Origin of the sequence: Desulfofarcimen acetoxidans DSM 771, assembly GCF_000024205.1 — a bacterium.
GTDB classification, from domain to species: domain Bacteria; phylum Bacillota; class Desulfotomaculia; order Desulfotomaculales; family Desulfofarciminaceae; genus Desulfofarcimen; species Desulfofarcimen acetoxidans.
In genome coordinates, this window is the sequence record NC_013216.1 from 1,749,032 (window position 1) to 1,771,800 (window position 22,769).

Here is a 22,769-nt window from a genome sequence, read left to right on the forward strand (position 1 = left end):
TACTAAAAGAAGGTGCATAAGTTTGTTAAAGGAAGCTTGCAGGGTTATTCAGCAAGTTCGTGAGAAAAAACCTCTGGTTCATGCTATCACTAATTATGTTACAGTGAATGATTGCGCCAATATTTTGCTCGGGTTTGGCGCCTCACCGGCTATGGTTGAAATAATTGAGGAAGTTGAGGGTTTTACTGCCATAGCCCAAAGTCTTTATATTAACATAGGTACCCTGGCCGGCGAGCAAAAAAGCTCCATACTTTTGGCTGCAGCCAGAGCCTCTGAGCTGCATATACCTGTAGTCATAGACCCGGTCGGGGTAGGGGCCATACCTTCACGGGCGGATTATGTATTGAACCTATTGAAAAACTATAATATTTCCATAGTTAAAGGAAATCTGGGTGAAATAAAAGTTTTGGCCGGTCTAGATGCCAGCGTAAGGGGTGTTGATTCTATTGATGACGGGGCAGGGGCTGTAGATGCCTGCCGCACGCTGGCTGAAAAATATAATACAGTAGTAGTGGCTTCAGGTGTGCAGGATATTATTTCGGACGGTAAAAGGGTTGCCCTGGTGGATAACGGTACCTCTTTATTATCCCTGATTACAGGTTCAGGCTGTATGCTGGGGGCACTGGCGGCAGCTGCCGCGGCTGTGGAAAAAGAAGACTTCTTGAAAGCAGCCGCGACAGCAGTTCTGGCTATGGGCTTATCCGGTGAAACAGCTGCCGGTTTACTGTCAGGTGAGGTGCTTCCCGGCACTTTCAGAATAAAACTGTTCGATCAGATTTACAGTTTATCAGAGCAGGTTATTCTGGAAAAGGGTAAGTTGTCATGGTTATAGATAAAACAGATTACAGCCTTTACCCGGTGACTGAACGAGCCATTTTAAAGGACTGTGATTTATAGGTGGAGAGCTTAACAATGTCTAGAAACTTTTTTATAGATTTTGACGGCACGATCACAGAGCAGGATGTAGTCTTTACCATGATTAAAACTTTCTGCCGCGAAGGCTGGCAGGAAATAAACGGCCGGTGGGAGCGAGGCGAGATCAGTACAGAACAATGTGCACAGAAGACGTTCAATCTGATGTCGGCCGGCCGGGAAGATATTTTAAACCTGGCCTCAGCTATAAAAATTGACCCGTATTTTCCGGAGTTTCTCAGGCTTTGCCGGCAAAACAAAGAAAATGTGGTTATTCTCAGTGACGGCTATGATTTAATAATCGCGCATATATTGAAAAAGGCCGGAATTGAGCTGCCTTTCTATGCCAACAGGCTGCTTGTGGAGGGCAACCGTTTTTCCATTGCCTGTACTCATCATAACAAAGACTGCGGCAGGTGCGGCACCTGTAAAACAGGTCTTCTGCACAGGCTAAAGGAGAAAAACAGCCGCACCGTGTTTGTGGGAGACGGTTATTCTGACACCTGTGTAGCCAGAGAAGCAGATATTATCCTGGCTAAGGAGCCGCTATTGGGCTACTGCCTGAATAACGATATTCCGGCTTTGCCTATAAATAATTTTTCGGATGTTATAAAGCTGTTGCCTGAATTGTAGGCAGCGTTTAATTTTCATTCATTTGTGGCTGTAGATCTTGTAAATCAGTGAGAGTTCACTATATTAACAACTTCACCACTTAAAGCATCAATCGTAACCCATTTAGCAAGTTGAAGTTCGAAAGGTTGATTATCGCTAGTTATTATACTCTTAGTTGTTTGCAATTCTACAATCCATATCAATTGGTTTCCCCTACCATATTGCAATTTGGCATCACTCTTATTTGGGGCAAATTCAGCTTGGCCTTTAGCAATTTTGATTGCTTCATCTTTTGCAATAGAAGGTGTAGAGGTTGCAGTGAAATTTTCAAAAACTGCCGAGTGATAACTGATAATTGCACCATTTTCAGGATCAACCTGAACAACTACCAAGTTTGGAGTATTAAGATTATTTATTTGTTCCCTCCACTCAAACCGATATTCTTTATAAGACATCCGGTCAATTAACTTATCTTCTTTAAGAACCATGTTTTTCCCTAATTTAAAAGCGGAGGAATAGTTTTTTGCAAACTTTTCTGCAATATTTTTTGCTTCCGCTAAATCCACCTTTTTATTTTGTGGTTTTATCCCTTTAGTAAATGTTGCCGAAAGTATTTCGCCATTTACTGCATCAACTCTAAACGTATCTCCATTATTATTTTGAAGGAAATAACGTGGGTGATATTTTTTCTCTCCTTGAGGTATAAGTTCCACTTTTTCAAAATCTGCGGTTTGGTCCTCCAATAATTGTTTAACCTTATACTTTGCAGTATTTTCATCAATTTTTGTTATATTATAAACTTTTTGATTGACAGTTATTCCTTCTTGCGCTGACACAAGTTTGGAGACAGCAACTCCACCGCTAAAAATTAGTGTTAGGGTTATCAACCAAATGCTTATTCTACGTAACATATTTTATCGCTCCCTTCATTTTAGCGAATCAAGGAATAGTAGTGGAACCATATGCTGCTTGTGAAACCGTTTCCCCCAGTGTCATATAGTTCCAGAAATACGAACTCCAATTAACCTGACCAAGAATTACGGTAAAGCCCAGTGATGAATCTACACCATGATTGTTACTTGCATATGAAGGTTGCTGAAGAAGACTCCCAAAAGTGGTATTTAGTGATTGATGTTTTCAACTGTCATGCCAAAACTACTAAGCATATTTTTATATTTAGGAATAAACTCTTCAATTGTGTACATTCCTAGATTTTTAATTTTAAACAGTTCAGGCCTTGCAGTTATCGGTATAATATACTCTTTGTTGTTTTGTCTTATATGGATTCCGTCAAAATAATATGCTGTTATACGAGAAATTTTATTAACTTTTTCAATATTATACTCCGATTTTAAATATTCTCGTACAGCATCATCATCGGAATAGAATTTTAACAGATCATTATTAAATCTTTTACCTGCAGATACAATACTCCAGTTATCTTTTTCTTTTCCTACGGTAATAGTATTTAAAATATTACCATCATTGTCTAATAGGGGGATCTCCCAAAAATAGCTTTTATCTATACAGCCGGAAATATTTTTGTTATTTTTGAATGATGAAAATATATCTCCTAACTGATAAACTTTATAAGGCTTACCATACTCCTTGGGAACCTCTTCTTTGGAGTTAAAACCAAAAGCGTCATAATTTTCAATTAGCATTCTTTGTGTATCAGCATAGTTATTCTTTAGAACCCCTTGGATAATTTCTTTGTCTTGACCGGAGTTATCAAAATTACTTTCCGAAAGACATTCAGAAACATATTTTTCTTTGTCCAGAGCAAATGATATAAAACCAGTAACAACAGAAATCATTACTAATACAATAATAATTAGTTTTTTCATAGTAATTTATCCCGCCCATTATTTTCAGTAGGCATATCCAGACACATTCACCTCCTTATGGGAGATTTCCGAGCTTCAATATGTTTACTAATGGTCTCAGAGCTGACATTACCGGCAGTGCCGACATAGTAATCTCTGCTCCATAACCCGCTGACCCGGAAATATTTCTTTTTAACCCAAGGATAAGCGGCAAATATTCTGTCAGCGGTAATTCTCCTAAGCATTCTTACAATTTCAGTGGGAGCTACGGTAGATGGAGCAGAGATGAATATGTGCAAGTGGTCCGGTAATTGCTTTGCAACGGTACTTTTGGCAAAACATGATATGATAGTTGATATTATAAACCCAATGGTTTGTTTTTCTTTCAATGATTCAATTATACAGTAGGGGAAGTATTTGTGTATATACTTGTCGCCCTACCGGGCGATCGCTCCTTTCATCCCACGGGACGAATGCGTGGGTTTTCAGGAGCGATTTTCTATAAAGGTCTTTGATAATCAGTATAGGGTTGCATCAGGACAATGGGTTGCTTTGTAAAACTGATTTCCTGTCAACACAGTGCTGTAGCTCATGAGAGGGTGTAAGACGATATATAAATTTAGCTACATCGTTAATATAACATGGTGCTTCTTCCCGTCATCATGTAATTCAATATAAGGGCCTTTCTTGGTGTCCAGACTTTTCAAATCCATATCCTCTCCATTAATTTGTAACGTACTGACTTCACTGGATTTGCCGGACGGGTTTTTGACCGAAATAAGATAGTGTGTCTTGCCAAAACGGTAGTTGACGGAAAACTCCGGCCACTCGGCGGGAATGCAGGGGCGAAGGTAGAGTTTTTTGCCTTGCCGGCGTAAACCCAGTATCCACTCTACTCCTGCCTGGTACATCCAACCGGCGGCACCGGTGTACCAGGTCCAGCCCGCTCGTCCTTTATGAGGGTCCGCAGTATAAACGTCTGCCGCCATGACGTAGGGCTCTCCGGTGTACTGGCGCACTTCATTGGTTGTGCGCGTGTGAGTTAAAGGATTCAGCATTTGAAACAACTCCAGCGCCTTGTCTCCTCTGCCCAGCTTGCACCAGGCGATAATGCTCCAGATAGCACCATGCGTGTACTGAGCCCCGTTTTCACGGATCCCTGGTGGGTAACCCTGAATATAACCGGGACTGGGATCTGTATGATCAAAAGGCGGTGTCAAAAGGCGCACCACGGAAATATCCCTGTCCACAAGTTCCCGGTCAAAGGATTGCATTGCCCTTAGCGCCTTTTCTTTGGGCGCGGCTCCGGAAATCACTGACCAGGATTGGGCGATGGCATCAATACGGCATTCCTGGTTATGAACAGATCCCAACCATTGCCCGGCGTCAGTGAAAGCCCGCCTGTACCACTGACCGTCCCAGGCATGTTTATCCAGATTCAAGGACAACTGCTGCCGCGCATTCCGGTAGCGGTTGGCCCGTTTGCTGTCACCGCGCTGCCGGCAAAGCTCCCTGATTCTGTCCAAGACATCACTGAGAAACCAGCCCAGCCAGACACTTTCGCCACGACCTTCAGCACCCACGCGGCTCAGGCCGTCGTTCCAGTCACCAATTCCGATCAGAGGCAGCCCGTGTTCACCGAAACGCTGCAAGGACCTGTCAATGGCCAGCAGGCAGTGCTCAAAGACGGTACTCTTTTTCTCAGAGCTTTGTGTCGTTTCGTAGCGTTCATATTCACCCGCACGCAAGGTCTCACTTTGCAGAAATTCTACCGGTTCATCAAGCACACTGTCGTCTCCCGTGTGCTCCACATAGCGGGCAACTGCATAGGGCAGCCAGAGCAAGTCGTCGGAAAAGTCAGTACGGATGCCTTGCTGAGTTTCTTCATGCCACCAGTGCTGTACATCGCCTTCTTCGAACTGATGCGCGGCATGGAGCAATATTTGTGCTCTGGCCAGATCCGGTCGTGTGTGCAGAAGTGCCAGGCTGTCCTGTAATTGATCACGGAAACCATAGGCTCCTCCTGCCTGGTAAAAAGCGGATCGCGACCATAACCTGCAGGCGACGGCCTGGTATAACAGCCAGCCGTTGATTAGAACATTCAGTTCCGGGCAGGGTGTAGCGACTGAAATCTGATCCAGCGCCTCATCCCAGAATTTCTGCACCTTTTGCCAGGAATCCTCACAAACCCGGGCTTTACTGTACTTTTCAGCCAGTTCCAGGGCAGCCTCCCGTGAAGCTTCGCAGCCTACCAGGATATAAACCAGGCGTTGGGCTCCCGGTTCTAATGTTAGACCGGCCTGTATTGCGCCGCATGATTCATATTGAGGACCTGTTTGGCCCGATAGGTGTTTCCGGCCGAGAGCGGCGGGGTTTTTCCAAGTCCCGTTGCGTCCTATGAATTCGCTGCGATTTGCTGTCCAGGACAATGCTTGCTCAAATGCGTTCTCTTTTGTCCTTGCTTCAGATTTTGCTGAAAGATGAGATTTGGCAAGCATTTCCTGAGGGTAGATGCCCATAAAGCCGGTGGCATTGCGAAAGACCTCCTGGTAAGTATTGTGAGCCATCAAAAGACGGGCTTTGTTGTCCCACTCTGTAACGATAAATGGAGCGTTAGAGTGGCGCTGTACGCCCAGTACCCATTCTGCATAATAAGTGACAGAAAGTTGTCGTTGCAGAGCAGTTTTATTGTGCAGTTGTAATTTTATAACCTTGACAGGATCACCAGGAGACACGAAAACCGTCATTTCATGCCTTATGCCATACCCTTCGTGTTCAAAACGGGTAAAGCCCCGGCCGTGTGTTGCCACATAAGGCCTGTCTGCCTGTGCAGTCATGGGTGCGGCAGTCCACATCTCGCCGCTTTCTTCATCCCTCAGGTAGCAAACCTCACCGGGAGGGTCGAGCACAGGATCATTAGACCAGGGCGTGATTTTGCACTCGCGGCTGTTGCGCCACCAGGTGTAACCGGTACCCAGTTCAGTTGCAAGGCAGCCAAAATGAGGATTGGCAATGACATTGCTCCAGGGCGCCGGCAGGTGATGATTATTTTTCAATACTATGCGGTACTCCCGGCCATCAGGAGTAAAACCTCCCCAGCCGTTAAAGAAAATCAGATCAGGCAGCTCACAGGGAGGCCTGGCTGTAAATCTGTTTAGCGGTGCTGTCGGAACCAGTTCAGCCGGCAAGCCTGTGTCCGGTTTCGGCAGTTTGGTTTGTGTCTTGAGACTGGGCCCGCCCGCCTGCAGGACAATGCGGGCCGTGGCTATTAACAGCAGCCGGTCCCTCTCGGGCAGTTGGTTGGCGCTAATAACTGTAATACCCCCGTGACCGGCGCCAAAACGGTCAACGCCGTGTTCGACCGCCCGCCGGAGCGCTTCCTGCAAATCCTGCTGGTAGCCTCCTGTAGATTCGTTCAGAATAATCAGGTCGAAGAATAAACCCAGGCGGCGCAGGTATTCATGACCCACCAGCAGTTTTACCACAAACTGCAGTGCAGCCCGGTTCTCAATGCGCACAAGCACTATTGGCCGGTCTCCGGAAACTCCGTAAGCCCAGAGACCGGACTGACCCTTGACATTTCCGGCAATGCTTTTTAGCCGCTCCTGCTTTAGCGGTGGGGTGTACAAAACCTGGCCTGCAAAGGCCTGCCAGACCATGGCCTGGGAAGCGGTCAGGTGTAAATGGCGCAGCTCGATTTGACTGCGATTCCAGGCCAGTTGAAAGGTCCGTTCCACCACTTGCTCTGCTGTGAATCGCCCAACAATATTTAGTGCTTCTTCCCTGGTGTCGGCAACAGCAGTAATGGCAAACAGCTGAATTTGGTCACCCGGTTCAAGGCTTAACTGGCGTCGCATGATAAAAGCAGGATCCGCTGCCGAGCCCACCGTTCCACGCAAGCGGGAGCCTATTCCCTGCGGCTGGGACAGGCTATGCCCCCTGCCGATAAAGCCGGCCCGGTCTGTTTCGAATTCTACAGGCCCCAGTGTGGCATCGGTTCCCAGAAGAGAATGTGCCGCCCATAAGGATTTTTCACTTGACTGGCGAGGTCTCCTCCGGGCCAGCAGGCACTCAGCCTCTTTGGCATACTCAGTTTCAATAAACAGTTTATTGAAGGCAGGGTGCGCCTCGTCAGCCATGGGAGGCGCCAGAACCAGTTCCAAAAACGTAGTTATTTCCATAATCCGCGCCGTGTTTCCCGTGTTAGTGAGCAGCAGCCTTCGGACTTCTGCGTTCCATTCCGGTGACACGCAAATTTCCAGGCTCGTTTGAATATCTCCGTCTACCCGCAAAAATTGCGCTCGATCCAGCGAGAATTGCACCCGTTGTTTGGAAGAGGGCACACGACAGGGTTGAAAAGCCGGCGACCATAAAGCATTGTTAGTCAAGTCACGAATATAAATATAACTGCCCCAATTGTCCAGCACCGGATCCTCCCTCCAGCGAGAGACGGATATGTTCTCGGAGCGGCAAAAGCCGCTGCCGCTGTTAGTCAACATAGTCGTAAAGGTGCCGTTAGAAAGAATGCAAACCTCCGGTGTGCGAGTGTCCGGAGAAAGAAATTCACGCACGGCACCTGTTTGTTCCGGCCTGCTATAGGGCAGGTGCACTCGTTTGATGGCCGGGTGTTTTATAATCTTAGGCCTGGCAGGAATACGTTCCTGCAGCAGCAGTTCCGTCGCTTGTACACGTTTATCCCGGTGAAATCGCTCGTACATTTTTTGGGGTGACAGCAAGTTGGCCAGAGTAAGCAGGCTCATACCCTGGTGATGGGCCATAAAACTCTGAATTACCTGGTAAGTCTTATTCTCAGGCAGCCGCTCAAGCGTATAATCAATGGCCTCGTAGAAGCCGTATTTACCCCGCCCGCCAAGCTTATCTATTTTTCGCAGGTTAGCCAGTCCAAGACTTCCCGTATAAGGCAAAGCCAGAATTGTTGCATAAGGGGCTACCACCAGGTCCTGCTCCAAACCACGTTTAAAACCCAGACCGGGAACACCGAAGGCCCGATACTGGTAGTTCATCCGGTGATCAAAGGCATAATAGCCGGACTCCGAGATGCCAAAAGGGACGCCCCGCTGCCTGGCGTAATCGATTTGGCGCTTCACCACAGCACGATAGGTGCTGTCCCAGATAGTATTGCGATAGGTGCGCATAACCAGCGAAGGCATCAAATACTCAAACATGGTTCCGGACCAGGAAAGCAGTGTGGTCCGTTTTCCTACCTTGGTCATTGTCCGGCCCAGCGCGTGCCAGTGTGCTACAGAGACCTGCCCCAGAGCAATAGCAATGAAGCTGGCCTGTCTGGCTTCTGAAGCCATCAGGTCATACAGGATATCGTCACGCTTATGCAGCCCGGCGTGATAACCAAGGCTAAACAATTTAGCCTTATGATCGTAAAGAGGCCGAAAATTTGTGGTCTGAACCAGAGCTTCCAGCCTGGTAATCAGTTTTTGCCCGCGCCTGGCTGAATCTATATCTTTAAAGCCAATTACCGGTGTAAGTTCTTCAGCAAAGGCAGCATTATGTGCCGCCTTTCCATAAGTGCGGCCTGAGCCGGGCTGTTTGTCTTTTTCCGCATCCGGCCTGAGCCATTCCACCAGTCCCTCCTTTAAAAGCATCAAATAGCCGACCAGGTTGCCTGAGTCGACAGTTGACACGTATTGGGGCGGCAATGGTTCAAGTGTCAGGGTATCGTACCAGTTGTAGAGATGGCCCTGCCATTTTTCCAGACTTTCGACTGTACTGATGGTACGCTCCAAACGTTCGAGCATGCCCTGTGTATCAATGAATCCCAAATCACGCGCCGCCAGCACACAAGCAAGGTAGAGCCCGATGTTGGAGGGCGACGTGCGGTGTGCTACTCCACGGGGCGGATTAAACTGGACATTGTCAGGGGGCAGCCAGTGTTCTTCGGCTGTTACATAGTCCTCAAAAAATGCCCAAATCTGCTGCGCAAGCACTCGCAGTTCTTCCTTCTCGCTTTCCTTAAACTGTCCTTCAGTCCACTTTATAGGCTGATCCAGCCAGCGCACTGCCAGCGGAGCCAGAGCCCAGAGTGCGCTGAGCAGCAAGCCTGTCCCCTGCAGCAGCGGGCTCGTACTTGTCGCGGCTGCCGCCGCAAAAATAAAAACCAGGAAATAACCCCCGTGCATGTACAGCACGCCAGGCTGCCGGCCGCCCCGGCAGTGTTTTTCAACCTCCGCTGAACAAACCCATTCAAGTAAATTGCGTTTTGATACGAATAAACGGTACAAAGTTCTTGTGACTGCGTCCAGCAGCAGCATGCTTTGATAAGGCAGAGTTATAAGAGTCAGCAGTGCCTGGCCCACTGAAGCCAGCAAGTTCTGGGGACGCCAGATTGTCCGCCGGATGGCTGCCAACTGGCGGATTACCGGCAAAAAGAGAGTTGCCAGGACCAGAGCAAACCAAGCCCAGGGGGTGCCGGGCAAGACGGTCAGACCCAGCAGCAAAAGCGCGAACAGACCCGGCGTGAGTAAGCTGCGCCTCATGTTATCAATAATTTGCCAGCGATTAAGTGCGGATAAGTTAACCGGCACAAGCCTTCCCGAGCGGTCGGAAACACGGGAAAACAGCCAGAGCAAGAGCTGCCAATCACCACGCACCCAGCGGTGCAGTCTTTTCTGGTGGGCGCTGTATGTAGCCGGGTGGTCATCGATTAATTCAATATCAGAGAGCAGACCGGTCCGTAAAAAAGCACCTTCCAAAAGGTCATGGCTGAGTACTCTGTTCTCCGGAATACGTTTGCAGAGTACCGTATCAAAGACATCAACATCAAATATACCTTTTCCTGTGAATATGCTTTGCCCCAGTCCGTCTTGGTAGGGATCAGACATAGCAAAGGCGTAAGGGTCGATTCCCGGGTCTGCCGACCATAAATAGGCAAAACGGGAACGCATGGCTGCTTCGTGGCTGATGCCGATACGCGGCTGCAGCACGCCGTAGCCCTCGACAACACGTGTCCGCGCGGCATTTAATCGTGGCCGGTTATAGGGCAGGTGCAGGGTGCCAATCATCCGGTGGGCGCTTCCCATGGTCAGCTGCGTGTCGGCGTCAAGCGTAATGATGTAACGAATACGCGCAAAAACAGCGCTGTCTCCGTGGACAAAATCATAAGTCGTAGTTTTCTGTCCCTTGATCAGTTCGATAAATTCCACCAGTTTGCCGCGCTTACGTTCCCAGCCCATCCATTTACCCTCGGAAGGGTTCCATAGCCTGCGGCGTTGGAAAAGGTAAAAAGTAGTATTGCCCGGAGTACTGTAGCTACGGTTTAATTCGTCAATGCCGGCGCGAGCGGCTGCCAGAATAGCTGTATCTTCCGGAAGGCTTTCCGTATCTGCATCGGCAAAATCGCCCAGCAGGGCGAAATAGATATTCGGATCACGGTTGGCCAGGTAATGCAGTTCAAGTCTGTCTGCCAGTTCCTGTACGTCCGAAGCTTTTGACCAAATCACCGGAATTACTACCATTGTGGCCGCTTCCGGCGGGATGCCGCGGGAAAAATCGTAGCGCAACAGGTGACGTGTCTTGCTGGCGCACTCTATAAACCAGTGAGCGGCATTTACAGCCCACTCGCTGGCAGGCAGCAGCAGAGCAAGCAGAATTATAATCCCGCGGGCCGGTGTAAAGTTCGTTCCCTCTCCGATGTAAACGGCGAAACCGAGCAGGGCGACTGCTAAAAAGCCGGTCAGCAGGCTGAAATATGTGCTGGTTGTCAGCCGCAACAGTCCATTTTCTACAAAACGGCGAGGGGACAGGCAAACTTTTAAAGCCTGCTGCAGCTTTCTGACCCCGGCCGGGTCAAGCAGATAGAAAGCAACATAGCTCTGGCGCGGCGGTTGATATACATTATTTGAATTATGATCTGACTTATCTTTTTTGCGGTTATTTACTTTATTATTTTCCACTCCGTAATTTGCCGTGTCTGAGCAAGCTTGTTCATTTTCCTCGCAGTATTGTTTATAAGACCTGTCTGCAAGCTCCACAGCCTGCTTGGCCACCAGGTTTTCCGGCACGCAAAAGCGATGGGCCAATTGCTCAACTCGCTTTCTCAGCGTGTCGCGGCTGGAAAAGTCAAGCTTGGAATAATCGCCGGCCATTTCCTGCCGCAAAGTATGTTCGACAATACAAAGCTGCTCGAAGGGATCGCGCCAGTCCCAGCGAGAAATGTTGCGCAAGCTTCTGATGAGATTACCAGTTGTAACCTGATAGCCGGCCTGAAGCTGAAACTCGTAGGAGATGATGCGATCCAGACTGGCCGGGCCGTTTTCTAATTTGCACATCAACCACTCGCGCACGGTTGATGAATCATCCGCCCATTCGCGTAAATGGCTGATCAGATGGACAATCATCGGGCCGGAGAGCGGCATGTCCTGATTTGCTTTTTCCAGAGCCTCCCGGAGCACTTCCGGGTTTAGCTTTGACGGTTCTACGCGTTCCAGCAACCGTTCAACCAGCTCGCAGATTTCTCTCCGTTCACGCAGCAGCTGCATGACTTCGGCCAGGTGCCGGATAAGAGCTATGCGCAGCGCCAGCGGGACTGCCCAGGCCTCGGCAATGGTAATAACAGATACATCCTGATAAAAATTTATGTATGAAACGAGCGAGTTCTCATCCATGTTTCCATCCACATGTTTGAGATAGTCGGCAGTTATTGACAATATACGTGGCTCACCGGTTTTGTACAGGCGCGGCAACCCCTTCAAAAAGGCTTTGGAGATCTGGTTCTTCACGACCAGTACCTGTTCTTCAATAAACTCGGCATTGTCGAGCAACCATTCTTCCGACGGCTGTGAGCAATTTCCCCGGTCATTCTGCAGGCAATTTACGAACGCGCGCAGATTTTCCACATCAGCATAAAATTGACGCCCGAAACGTTTTAAGGTTATGCGTCCCATGTCCGGAGCGTGTGTCAGCGCGAGTTCGTGAGCTTTTTGTCGGAGCTGTTCAGTATTTAGATTCATAGATCCTCCCAAAAAAGTTGCAATATCCAAAAACACACCAATAAGAATATTCCCATTTTTGCTGTGGTTTATTAGTTGCGGGTGTGGGGAGGATGGTTTAGCACTCTTTCTAATATGAAGAATTAATTGGATATGGAAAGAATGCAGAGAATAGCAGGTTAAATAAAGTTTGTGAAACCGAAAACTACCCACTCATATAATGGGTAGCTAGTTATAGGATTATATTTAAGGGAGTAAAGAAATGAAACAAGTTTCATTGTAATATTTTAAAAGATTAAAATATTGGAAGGTGAGCTAAGATTTAAAATATAGATCAATACCGAGAGCTATTTTGGAACTCTGGAGCAGGTTTACCAAGAAAATACCCCTGACCGTAATCAATATTTAACTTATGAAGAGATTGTAAAATTTCCTTGTTTTCCACGTACTCGGCAATAGTCTTTTTACCGAGAGTACGTGCTATATTGATTATAGCCTGGAGTATGGCATGTTGAGTCGGATTATCGTTAATATCGCGAATAAAAGAACCATCAATTTTTATTATGTCCACCGGTAATACACGGAGATAAGAAAAAGAGGAAAATCCCATACCAAAATCATCTAAGGCAAACTGGCAACCTAATTTCTTTAACCTGCGAATCCATCTTTCTGCACGTGGCAGATCTTTAATGGCGGTTGTTTCTGTAATCTCAAAGCCCAGTCGTAAAGGGTCAATTTTACTATCCCGAATTTGCTTTTCTATAGATTCAAGCAAAGTATCCTGGCCCAGACTCATACCCGAAATATTGATAAAAATTTTGATTTCAGGATTTTGCACAAGGGCAGCCAATGAATTTCGGACAACCCATTGATCAATCTGGGGCATTAATCCATATCGCTCAGCAACGGGAATAAATATGCCGGGAAGAATTATTTCCCTATTTTTACCGATAAGACGGGTAAGAGCCTCATAGTGCGCTATAGTACCGTTATCTATTTTTACAACCGGTTGATAGTATGATATAAACTTGTCCTCTCTTAATGCCTGCTTGATGAGACCAATTATTTCGTTTGTTTCCGCATAAACGTATTTGGAAAACTCATCTGCTTCCAAGTATTTAATGCTGTTTCTCCCGCTTTCTTTTGCCACATAAAGAGCTGCATCTACAATAGAAAGTAATTTTTGAGCATCCTGATTGCCGTCAATTAGAACCGCTCCAATGCTGATAGTTAAGTTAAAACAAGTTTTGAAGGTACAGAGGCAAAAAGCATTATTATCAACCGCATTGCGCAGTTTTTCAGCAATGAGCATAGCTTCCGCTACTGTCGTATTATCTAATAAGACTACAAATTCATCTCCGCCAAACCGGGCAATAAAATCTTCTTCTCTCAGATTGAGTCTTAAAGTATTAACCAGTGCTATCAGCACCTCGTCGCCTGCAGCATGACCATAAGTATCGTTGACCATTTTAAAGTTATCCAGATCAATTAGCAGGAGAACACCTGTCCTGCCTAGTTTGGCTTTGGCTACAAATCTGGTCAGATATTCCTCCAGGGAATACCTATTGGAAATGTTCGTTAATGGATCATGGCTAGCTAAATATTGCAATTTTTGTTCAAATCTTTTACGGTTTGTTATATCACGCCCAACACTCAAAAAAACGCGCTCATTGCCAATAAAAGTACCTCTCAAGTTTACTTCTATTGGGAAAGTACTGCCATCTTTTCTTTTTGCCACTGTTTCAAACAAAATTCCATTTTGGTAAGCCTGTTCCATTTGGTTTTTGTTTAATTTCAAAGCTTCCAGTGCAAGCAAGTCGTTTATATTTAAAGTTAGCAAATCATCACGGCTGTAACCTAGTGCTTCCACTGCTGCCTGATTAGCCTCTATAATTTTTTTGTTACCGTTGATAAAAAGAAAAAAATCATGCGCGCAATCAGAAAGTATTTTATATTTTTTAAAAAATTCTTCAGCCTGTTTGCGATCCGTTATATCTATACATAAACTTAAAACCAGGGAAGACCCATCCACATCTGTATAGGGATAATTATAAAAATGATATTTGCGTCCATTTTTATCTTTAAACTCATGCTGTGTAAGCGTATTGTTTTCAAATACTTTAAAGGGGATGCAGTTCTTGCAAGGTTTGCTTAATCCGAAAGTATGCTCGTAGCATCGTTTGGTACCGGGATTCCCAAATTGTTTCAGAGATAAACGGTTAGAATAGCGAATGGTATAATCTTTAGCCAGCAAAAAAATAGCAGCCGGTAATTCGTCCAATAAGGAAAAAAGCCTCTTGCGTTCAGTTATAAGAGCTTTTTCCACTTGTTTATGTTTGGTGATGTCCTCCGCCATACCAATTACCAGCTTTGGTTCACCGGGAGCCGTTTGCACCTGAGAAGCTGTGAGTCGAACCCATATTAGCTGGCCGTCTTTTCGAATATATCTTTTCTCAGTTTGATAATTCATGCGTCTCCCTGAAAAAAGTTCTTGATACAGAAAGTTCATTATTGAGATGTCATTTGGGTGAGTTATATCGCTGATAAGCTTATCGCGGAGTTCATTTTCATTGTAGGCCAGCATCTTTTGAAACTGTGCATTGCATTGCAAGAAGCGACCCTGCTCGTTTACAATTGCAATGCCAATAGCTGCATCTTCATAAATGGAGCGAAAACGCTCTGCTGTCTGCTTAAGTTTTCTTTCAAACTGCTTGAGTTCGGTAATATCAGTAATAATTCCTATTAAACCCGCTACTTTATTTTCATTATCAAAGTAGACAGCCTTGTTAATAATAACTTCATGCAGGCTGTCGTCAGCATATAAAATGCTTGATTCAAATACCTCTGCACCTTTATTTTTAAATAACTCTTTGTCTTTTGCTAAATATTTGTCAGCTAAATTTTTAGGTGATATGTAATATGCTGATTTACCCAGCAATTCCTCTCTGGAATGGCCTATGTAGTTTTCAAAAGCTTTATTGCATCCCTGATATAATCCATTTATGTCCTTGAAAAAGACGGGACTGGGTATTATATCTATTAATTGTTGCAGGAAATTCAACTGGTCTTCCTGATGTTGCTGGTTACTGTTTTTAATTTCCAACAAATAGTATTCTTTATTATTATTTTCCATGAAAGTTGCGGAAAGTTGTGCTTCCACAAATGTACCGTCTTTTTTAATAAGTCTTGACACAAGGGTTTCATTCTGTTCAAATACTTCTATGAAATCTTCAATACTGCAATTTAATAATTCCTTCTTTTCATATCCCAGCCACTCAATTAAGACGTTGTTTAATGCAATTATTTTGTTAGTTGTCTTATCTATAATAATTTGCCCTGTTTTTTTAGTATTTATATTTAAATTAAGGTATTGACTTAAGTTAATTGATTCCATAGTCAAATCACATGCCCTTTAATGATTTTATTTTGACCGTGAATAGATATTTGTTTTTATGACGAAAAGTTTATATTTAAAAGTCTTATTAAGAACGGCTTCCAGCTAAGTGCTTAACTTTATAACATATTCGACATACTTATAATTCTACCTCCATTTAACAGCATTAACAACAACAATTTGTTTAGGAGTATAAATTAAGGTATAAGCTCTGGTGAGCATAGAAATCGATTATAAAGGAATATTTATGGAAAATGCACTGTCAATTATTAATTAAATTAATTATTATCTTTAAAGTTAGAATATACTATTCTATTGAAATTCCGTCGGGGTGACATTCTTTGATATTTTGGATAGCGTTTTAGAAGGAAATTTAGGACAAACGGGGAATCTTGAGTTAAGAAGTGGATTTACCCAAAATATTAAACTAATTAATCCCGGGGAAAATGAACTATGGAACATATTCAAACTATATTAAGCGGTTTTTTAATGGCATCTGCTATGTTCACTTTTTTTGTTTTTATCTATATGTTTAAGCAGAATAATTATATTACAAAATATTTCGCATTTTTTTGTCTAAGCATAACAATATATTCCTTTGGATACTCTATGGAGCTTTATGGTAACAGATTTGATAAAATGCTTTTTTGGAATTATATTCAATATTTGGGTTTGCCATTCTTACCTGCGTTGTGGTTAATATTTAGTTTGGAATATAATAATAAGCGTACCAAAACTGCAATAAAGGCGGGTATATTTTTAATACCGATTTTAACTCTCTTTTTTCGGTATACAAGCAATTTAAATCATCTTTTTTATGTAAGTGTGCAAAAAACCACTAATCTTTTTTTTCCTGTACTATATATTGTGAAGGGTCCCTGGTATTGGGTTCATGCAATATATACAACATCGTGTTTTATTGTTGTGAATTATGTGTATTTTTTTACGTATAGGAAATCAACCGGATCCATTCGCCGTCAATGTTTACTTTTGCTGATTGCTTCACTTTTTCCCTGGATTTCTTACTTGCTGGATTTATTGAATATATCGCCTTTGAATATTGATTGGGGTGCCTTTGCAGTCACTTCTTCAGTCGCTATATTTTTAGTGGCTTATTTAAGATACCAGTTTCTCAATATAAAACCTTTAGCCAGAGATAAAGTTTTTGAATCCACAAATGATGGTATTATTGTATTAGACGCTAATAATAATGTTATCGACTTTAATCCCTCGGCGGAGGTTATTTTTCCCGGTCTTGATGAGAATTGTATAGGTAAAAATATACGAATGGTATTTGAAACGAATGAAAGATTGGTTGATTCGATTCTTAATTGTGTGGAATTTCAATATGAAAGTCTAAGCGATTATAAGAAAAATTATTATAGGGTTCAAACGGTAAAGATATTAGAATCAAGAGACAGGGGGGTCGGTTTTCTTATAACCTTTAATGATATTACAAAGTATATGAATATGATGGAAGAACTAAATCACCTTGCTTCGAGAGATGCCCTGACCGGTGTTTATAACAGAAGATATTTTGCCGAACTTAGTTCTTTGGAATTATCGAAATCAAGGCGCTATAATATGCCTGCTTCATTAATTATCCTCGATCTTGATTTTTTTAAGCAGATTAATGATAATTATGGTCATCAAGCCGGTGACACAGTACTCAAGGAGATTGCAGATATCTGCCGCAAGTCTATTCGTTCCATTGATATTTTAGGCCGGTACGGTGGTGAAGAATTTGTTATCTTTTTACCGAATACAAAATTGGAAGACTGCCGGATGGTTTCCAATCGAATTTTAAACAATATTGCATCGGCAGTAATATGTTATGAAGGGAAAAGTATAAAAGTTACAGCAAGTATAGGGACTTCCGGTGTGGAGTTTGTTTCTGATGAAAATTTAGACCATTTTCTGAAAACTGCTGACCAGGCGTTATATCAGGCGAAGTTAGATGGACGTAATTGCTTGCGTTCGAGTGGAGGTTAGCCACATTGCTATAATTTAATAACTATTATATTCAATCGTGTTTATGTGTAGTATTATTACATTTAGATAATTGCTGTAATTATATCAATAGCGTATTTTAGTATTTCCTTTCTTATTAAGGTTTTATGCTTAATACATCATTTAGTCTACGATTTTTTTGTGAAATCCAAGCAATTGTTGGCAGTCGTTATAAGTTTCTCTAAAAAATGAGAGGAAAGGTGTAAATAATTGTCCGGACGGATAGCTGTTGTAATTAATCAAATAATAATATTTGCTATTCTTATGTTTGTCGGGTATGCCGGTGCGAAAACAGATGTTATTACCAAGGACGGGCTGAATGCTCTTTCCAAGATGATAGTTAAAATTATTTTACCCGCTTTAATATTCAGCATTGTTGCAGATAGCGGGTTAACAGCCAAAGAATTTCTGATTAGCGGAAAGTTTAGTATCGGAGTAATATGTTCTTACGCAGCTTTAATCCTATCCGGAATGGTGTTAATTAAACTGTGCAAGCTGGAAGGCAAATCTGCAAACGTATTTTTGGCTCTTATGATTTTTGGCAATATGGGCTTTATGGGGATACCATTAATACAGTCTATATTTAAGGAGCCGGTGGCTCAGGTTTGCATATCCGTTTATACCATTATAGATATGGCTCTTTTGTGGACACTGGGAGTTTATTTATGCAGCAGGCATTATGATAATTTAAATTCATTGAGTGCTGTTAAAAATATGGTGAATCCTACCACAGTTGCTTTGCTCATTGCCTTTACTATAATGTTTTTTAAGATACCGATACCGGATTTGCTTATGAGGACAATATCAGGTATGGGAGGAACGAGCAAGTACTTGACACTGATATATTTAGGCGGTACTTTGGCTTTTATTGCAGTGGACAAAATAATCAAGAAGCCAAGTATATTTGTTTTGGCCTTAGTTAAAATGTTGTTTATACCGGTGAGCATGTATTTTCTTTTAGGTTTCTTTTTGCCACAGACTCCACGCATGATTTTAACATTAATTGTTGGGCTTCCGTCAATGACTACAGTTGCTATGGTAGCGACAGCTTACCAGTCTGACGATGAATATGCGACAGAAATCATTTTTAAAGACAGACTCATACTGTTTTAACCATATCTTGACAAGAGCGATAACTTCAACTATAATTTATCTTAATCATAAACTAAATAGTTGGCTAGGGGTGCCGCGTGGCTGAGAGAGAGTGATCTCAACCCTCTGAACCTGATTTGGGTAATTCCATCGTAGGGAAGCTGGAACTGTGTTGTAAGGTTGAACACGTTCTCATTAGTAACTAAAGCTTACCTCTTCAGGCAGGCTTTTTTTATTCTCTAAGAAACTTTCATGAGTATTAACTCACAGAATAGCATGAAAATGAAAACACTTTTGCAAGGTTAGTTATTGCATTTTTCTAGACTGCAAAGTGTCTATGGAAGCATCGAAAGTTGCTTGAGGCGAATTTCCTGTTGGGGGTGGTGTTGTTTGAAATTCAACTTAAACGGAAAAGAAGAGTTTTTTAAGGAAAGCCTGACGGTGGCAGAGCTTATCAATTTAAAAGGACTTAACCCTGATACTGTGGTTGTAGAATATAACCGGGAGTTGGTTAAGAAAGAACAGTTGGCCGGTATTGTTCTTAAAGAAAATGACCGGCTGGAGATCTTAAGATTTGTTGGAGGAGGTTAAGCAGGTGAGAGATATTTTAAAAATTGGCGGACAGGAAATAAGCAGTCGGCTGTTTCTGGGTACAGGTAAGTTTTCATCTAACAGGCTGATTCCTCAAGTTGTTGAGGCTTCGGGTGCCCAGGTGGTAACTGTAGCTTTAAGGCGGGTTGACCTTGATTACGAAGAAGAGAATATTGCTGCTTACGTGCCCAAAGATTGTATCTTAATGCCCAATACTTCGGGGGCCAGAAACGCCGGGGAAGCGGTTCGGATTGCCAGGTTGGCCAGGGCGGCAGGCTGCGGCAACTGGATTAAGATTGAAGTAATCTCGGACAACAGGTATCTGCTGCCGGATAATTATGAGACGATTAAGGCCACTGAAATCCTGGCCGCTGAAGGATTTGTCGTTCTTCCCTATATGAGCCCGGATTTGATGGTGGCCAAAAAACTGGCGGAGGTGGGCGCGGCGGCGGTAATGCCGCTGGGTGCTCCTATCGGCAGTAATCGGGGCTTGAAAACAAAGGAACTGATAAAGATTTTAATCGAAGAGATAGCTTTACCCATTATTGTAGACGCAGGAATCGGAAGGCCTTCTGAAGCCGCGGAAGCTATGGAAATGGGTGCCGCTGCAGTGCTTGTAAATACGGCGGTTGCCACGGCGGGTGACCCGGTGGTGATGGCCAGTGCCTTTGGCCTGGCTGTTCGGGCCGGCCGTATCGCCTGCCTGGCGGGACCGGGTGAAACTTTAGATTATGCCCGATCTTCTTCACCACTGACAGGCTTTTTAAGGGATTAATAAATAAAAAGGATGAGTGCTGTGAGTTTTTACGGAGAACTCCAAAGGTATGAGAACTTTGATTTTGAACTCTTTTTTAAACAAGTTACTGACGCCGGGATTAAAAGAATTATAGCCCAGCACCGCCTTAATGAAAGAGATTACCTGGCGCTGCTGTCTCCCCGGGCGGAAAATTTTCTGGAGGAAATGGCTCAAAAAGCTCACCGCCTTACTGTTCAGCACTTTGGCAGGGTAATTTTCCTTTTTACTCCCATGTACCTGGCCAACTATTGTGTCAATCAGTGTGTGTACTGCGGGTTTCAGGTTCATAATAGGCTGGAAAGAAAGAAACTTTCTCCCGCCGAAGTGGAAAAGGAAGCTAAAATTATTGCAGCTACCGGTCTAAAGCATATACTCATTCTTACCGGAGAGTCCAGGCAGGAATCCCCGGTTTCCTATATCAGAGATTGTGTCGAGGTGCTGAAAAAATATTTTACTTCTGTCAGCATAGAAATTTATCCACTGGAAGAAGACGAGTATGCCGAGCTTATTGCTGCCGGGGTGGACGGTTTGACTATGTACCAGGAGGTATATAACGAGGAGGTTTATGCCGAACTGCATCCGGGTGGGCCGAAACGAAATTACCGCTTCCGGTTGGATGCTCCGGAGCGGGCCTGCCGGGCAGGAGTGAGGACAGTTAATGTGGGCGCCTTACTGGGACTGCATGACTGGCGAAGCGAGGCTTTTTTCACAGGTCTGCATGCTGATTATCTCCAGAAAAATTTTACGGATGTTGAGGTCAGCATATCGCCGCCGCGGATGCGCCCTCACCTGGGGGGCTTTCAACCCAGAGTTGAAGTGAGCGATCAAAACCTGGTGCAGTACCTACTGGCCTTCCGGCTCTTTATGCCGCGCGGCGGTATTACTGTTTCCACCAGAGAGAGGGCAGAATTGCGGGATCATCTTGTGCGGCTGGGCGCGACCAAAATGTCGGCCGGTTCTTGTACTGCTGTGGGTGGGCGGTCTGATCAGGAATCCACCGGCCAGTTTGAGATATCTGATGAGCGCAATGTGGTGGAGATGGCGGACATGCTTTACTCTGTTGGTTACCAGCCGGTCTATAAAGATTGGCAGTCGTTTTGACGGTGAATAATAATGAATGCTTTTGAAAGATCACTGGCTAAAAGCTTGGGCCGGGATAACCTGGCCAGAATTCAAAGAGTCAAGGTCGGCATAGCCGGGGCCGGCGGGCTTGGTTCCAACTGTGCCCTGTTTCTGGTCCGGAGTGGGTTTAAAAGGCTCAGGCTGGTAGATTTTGACCTGGTGGAATACAGCAATTTAAACCGCCAATTTTTCTTTGCTGCCCAGGTTGGCCGTCAAAAGGTGGATGCCCTGAAGGAAAACCTGCTATTAATTAATCCTAAACTGGAAATAGAGATTATGCCGGAAAGGATTGAGCAGGAGAATGCCGGTGAAATTTTTGCTGACTGCGATGCAGTGGTAGAAGCTTTGGATCTGGCTGGGTCTAAAAAAATGCTTGTGGAGGCCATTCTGAACACGGGTAAGCTCCTGGTGGCGGCATCAGGCGTGGCAGGATGGGGTAGAATTGACGATATCAAAATTTGCCGGGTGAAAAATAATTTCTACCTGGTAGGAGATCTGGTTTCGGAGGCTGCTCCCGGCTGTCCTGTACTGGCCCCGGGTGTTAACGTGGCAGCGGCCAAACAGGCTGATATAGTTTTAAGTTATTTTTTGCGCTCCGACAAATTATGTTTATGATTGATCTGTGGATAATTTAAGGTTAGTACAGCATAATTTTCAACGAGATTTCTGCAGCATCATGTAGAATGAAAATGGTATTTCTGAGTCTGTTTTTGGTGCAGCACGAGTGATTGCGGCTGCTCGAAAGTCGCTTCAGGCGACTTTCTTGGAGAGATTGTTGCGGGGGTGATTTTAATGGTGTCTAGGCGCGGTTTGGCCGAACTTTTGCAAACGGATATTTACGGCATCACAGCTGAAGAGTATTCTCTGGGCAGGAGCAACCTTGAGGTGGTGTCCATGATGATTGATTCCGGGATTAAGCTTATACAGTACCGTGAGAAAGAAAAGAAAACCCGTGAAAAATATGAAGAGTGCCTGAAAATCAGGGAGATGACCAGGCAGGTGGGGGTTGCCTTTATCGTTAACGATCATGTTGACCTGGCCCTTCTGGTGGATGCTGACGGGGTGCATCTGGGACAGGATGATTTGCCCCCGGAACAAGTCAGACAACTGGTGGGTGAGCAGATGCTTATAGGTCTTTCCACTCATTGTCCCGAGCAGGCAGATGCCGCGGTGAAAGCCGGGGTAGATTATATCGGTGTGGGACCTATTTTTGCCACCAGAACTAAAAAAGATGTTTGTGATCCGGTAGGACTGGAATACCTGGAATATGTGGCAGACAATATCAGGCTGCCCTTTGTGGCCATCGGCGGGATTAAGGAACATAATTTGGCCGAGGTAAGCAGCAGGGGCGCCAGGTGCGTTGCATTGGTAACAGAAATTGTAGGAGCTGGGGATATACGCGGTAAGGTGAGCGCTCTTAAAGCAATTCTCAGCCGGAAGGAGGTTTAGCC

General features: G+C 44.5%; 14 protein-coding genes and 1 riboswitch. Of the genes, 9 read left to right on the top strand and 5 right to left on the bottom strand.

From position 1 onward, the window contains the following. Positions 1–22 precede the first annotated feature (22 nt). Positions 23–832 (top strand): hydroxyethylthiazole kinase, encoded by an 810-nt coding sequence (gene thiM / locus DTOX_RS08175; protein WP_015757239.1) that lies wholly within the window; start codon positions 23–25, stop codon positions 830–832. An 80-nt stretch (positions 833–912) separates the two neighbouring features. Then, complete coding sequence (locus tag DTOX_RS08180; protein WP_015757240.1) at positions 913–1,545, top strand: MtnX-like HAD-IB family phosphatase; 633 nt, start codon at positions 913–915, stop codon at positions 1,543–1,545. A gap of 44 nt (positions 1,546–1,589) precedes the next feature. Here DTOX_RS08180 and DTOX_RS08185 read toward each other — a convergent pair whose 3' ends face one another. The 5 genes from DTOX_RS08185 to DTOX_RS21395 form a co-directional block, all read right to left on the bottom strand. Next, entirely contained in the window at positions 1,590–2,435 is an 846-nt protein-coding gene (locus DTOX_RS08185; RefSeq protein ID WP_015757241.1) for a YcdB/YcdC domain-containing protein, read from the bottom strand. A gap of 210 nt (positions 2,436–2,645) precedes the next feature. Next, complete coding sequence (locus DTOX_RS08190) at positions 2,646–3,371, bottom strand: hypothetical protein (RefSeq protein ID WP_015757242.1); 726 nt, start codon at positions 3,369–3,371, stop codon at positions 2,646–2,648. A 47-nt stretch (positions 3,372–3,418) separates the two neighbouring features. Next, the gene (tnpA, locus tag DTOX_RS22095; RefSeq protein WP_340140013.1) at positions 3,419–3,739 is read right to left on the bottom strand and encodes an IS200/IS605 family transposase; all 321 of its coding nucleotides are present in this window, start codon (positions 3,737–3,739) and stop codon (positions 3,419–3,421) included. A 234-nt stretch (positions 3,740–3,973) separates the two neighbouring features. Next, positions 3,974–12,334, bottom strand: a complete 8,361-nt coding sequence (locus DTOX_RS08195; RefSeq protein WP_015757243.1) for a glycoside hydrolase family 94 protein — start codon at positions 12,332–12,334, stop codon at positions 3,974–3,976. A gap of 313 nt (positions 12,335–12,647) precedes the next feature. After that, on the bottom strand, positions 12,648–15,707 hold the full coding sequence (locus DTOX_RS21395; protein ID WP_052292918.1) for an EAL domain-containing protein: 3,060 nt from the start codon (positions 15,705–15,707) through the stop codon (positions 12,648–12,650). Between the two features lie 489 nt (positions 15,708–16,196). Here DTOX_RS21395 and DTOX_RS08205 point away from each other — a divergent pair, with 489 nt between their 5' ends. The 7 genes from DTOX_RS08205 (at position 16,197) to thiE (ending at position 22,767) form a co-directional block, all read left to right on the top strand. Beyond that, entirely contained in the window at positions 16,197–17,699 is a 1,503-nt protein-coding gene (locus DTOX_RS08205) for a histidine kinase N-terminal 7TM domain-containing diguanylate cyclase (protein ID WP_278184590.1), read from the top strand. Positions 17,700–17,927: 228 nt separating this feature from the next. Beyond that, on the top strand, positions 17,928–18,830 hold the full coding sequence (locus DTOX_RS08210) for an AEC family transporter (RefSeq protein ID WP_015757246.1): 903 nt from the start codon (positions 17,928–17,930) through the stop codon (positions 18,828–18,830). Positions 18,831–18,886: 56 nt separating this feature from the next. Next, positions 18,887–18,985, top strand: a riboswitch (TPP riboswitch). 214 nt (positions 18,986–19,199) lie between these two features. Continuing rightward, positions 19,200–19,400, top strand: coding sequence for a sulfur carrier protein ThiS (gene thiS / locus DTOX_RS08215; RefSeq protein ID WP_015757247.1), 201 nt, complete (start codon positions 19,200–19,202; stop codon positions 19,398–19,400). Between the two features lie 4 nt (positions 19,401–19,404). Then, on the top strand, positions 19,405–20,175 hold the full coding sequence (locus DTOX_RS08220; RefSeq protein WP_042315587.1) for a thiazole synthase: 771 nt from the start codon (positions 19,405–19,407) through the stop codon (positions 20,173–20,175). A 21-nt stretch (positions 20,176–20,196) separates the two neighbouring features. Further along, positions 20,197–21,297 (top strand): 2-iminoacetate synthase ThiH, encoded by a 1,101-nt coding sequence (thiH, locus tag DTOX_RS08225; protein ID WP_015757249.1) that lies wholly within the window; start codon positions 20,197–20,199, stop codon positions 21,295–21,297. A gap of 12 nt (positions 21,298–21,309) precedes the next feature. Continuing rightward, positions 21,310–21,933 (top strand): sulfur carrier protein ThiS adenylyltransferase ThiF, encoded by a 624-nt coding sequence (gene thiF, locus DTOX_RS08230; RefSeq protein WP_015757250.1) that lies wholly within the window; start codon positions 21,310–21,312, stop codon positions 21,931–21,933. Between the two features lie 177 nt (positions 21,934–22,110). Further along, the gene (gene thiE, locus DTOX_RS08235; protein ID WP_015757251.1) at positions 22,111–22,767 is read left to right on the top strand and encodes a thiamine phosphate synthase; all 657 of its coding nucleotides are present in this window, start codon (positions 22,111–22,113) and stop codon (positions 22,765–22,767) included. The last annotated feature ends 2 nt before the right edge of the window (positions 22,768–22,769 follow it).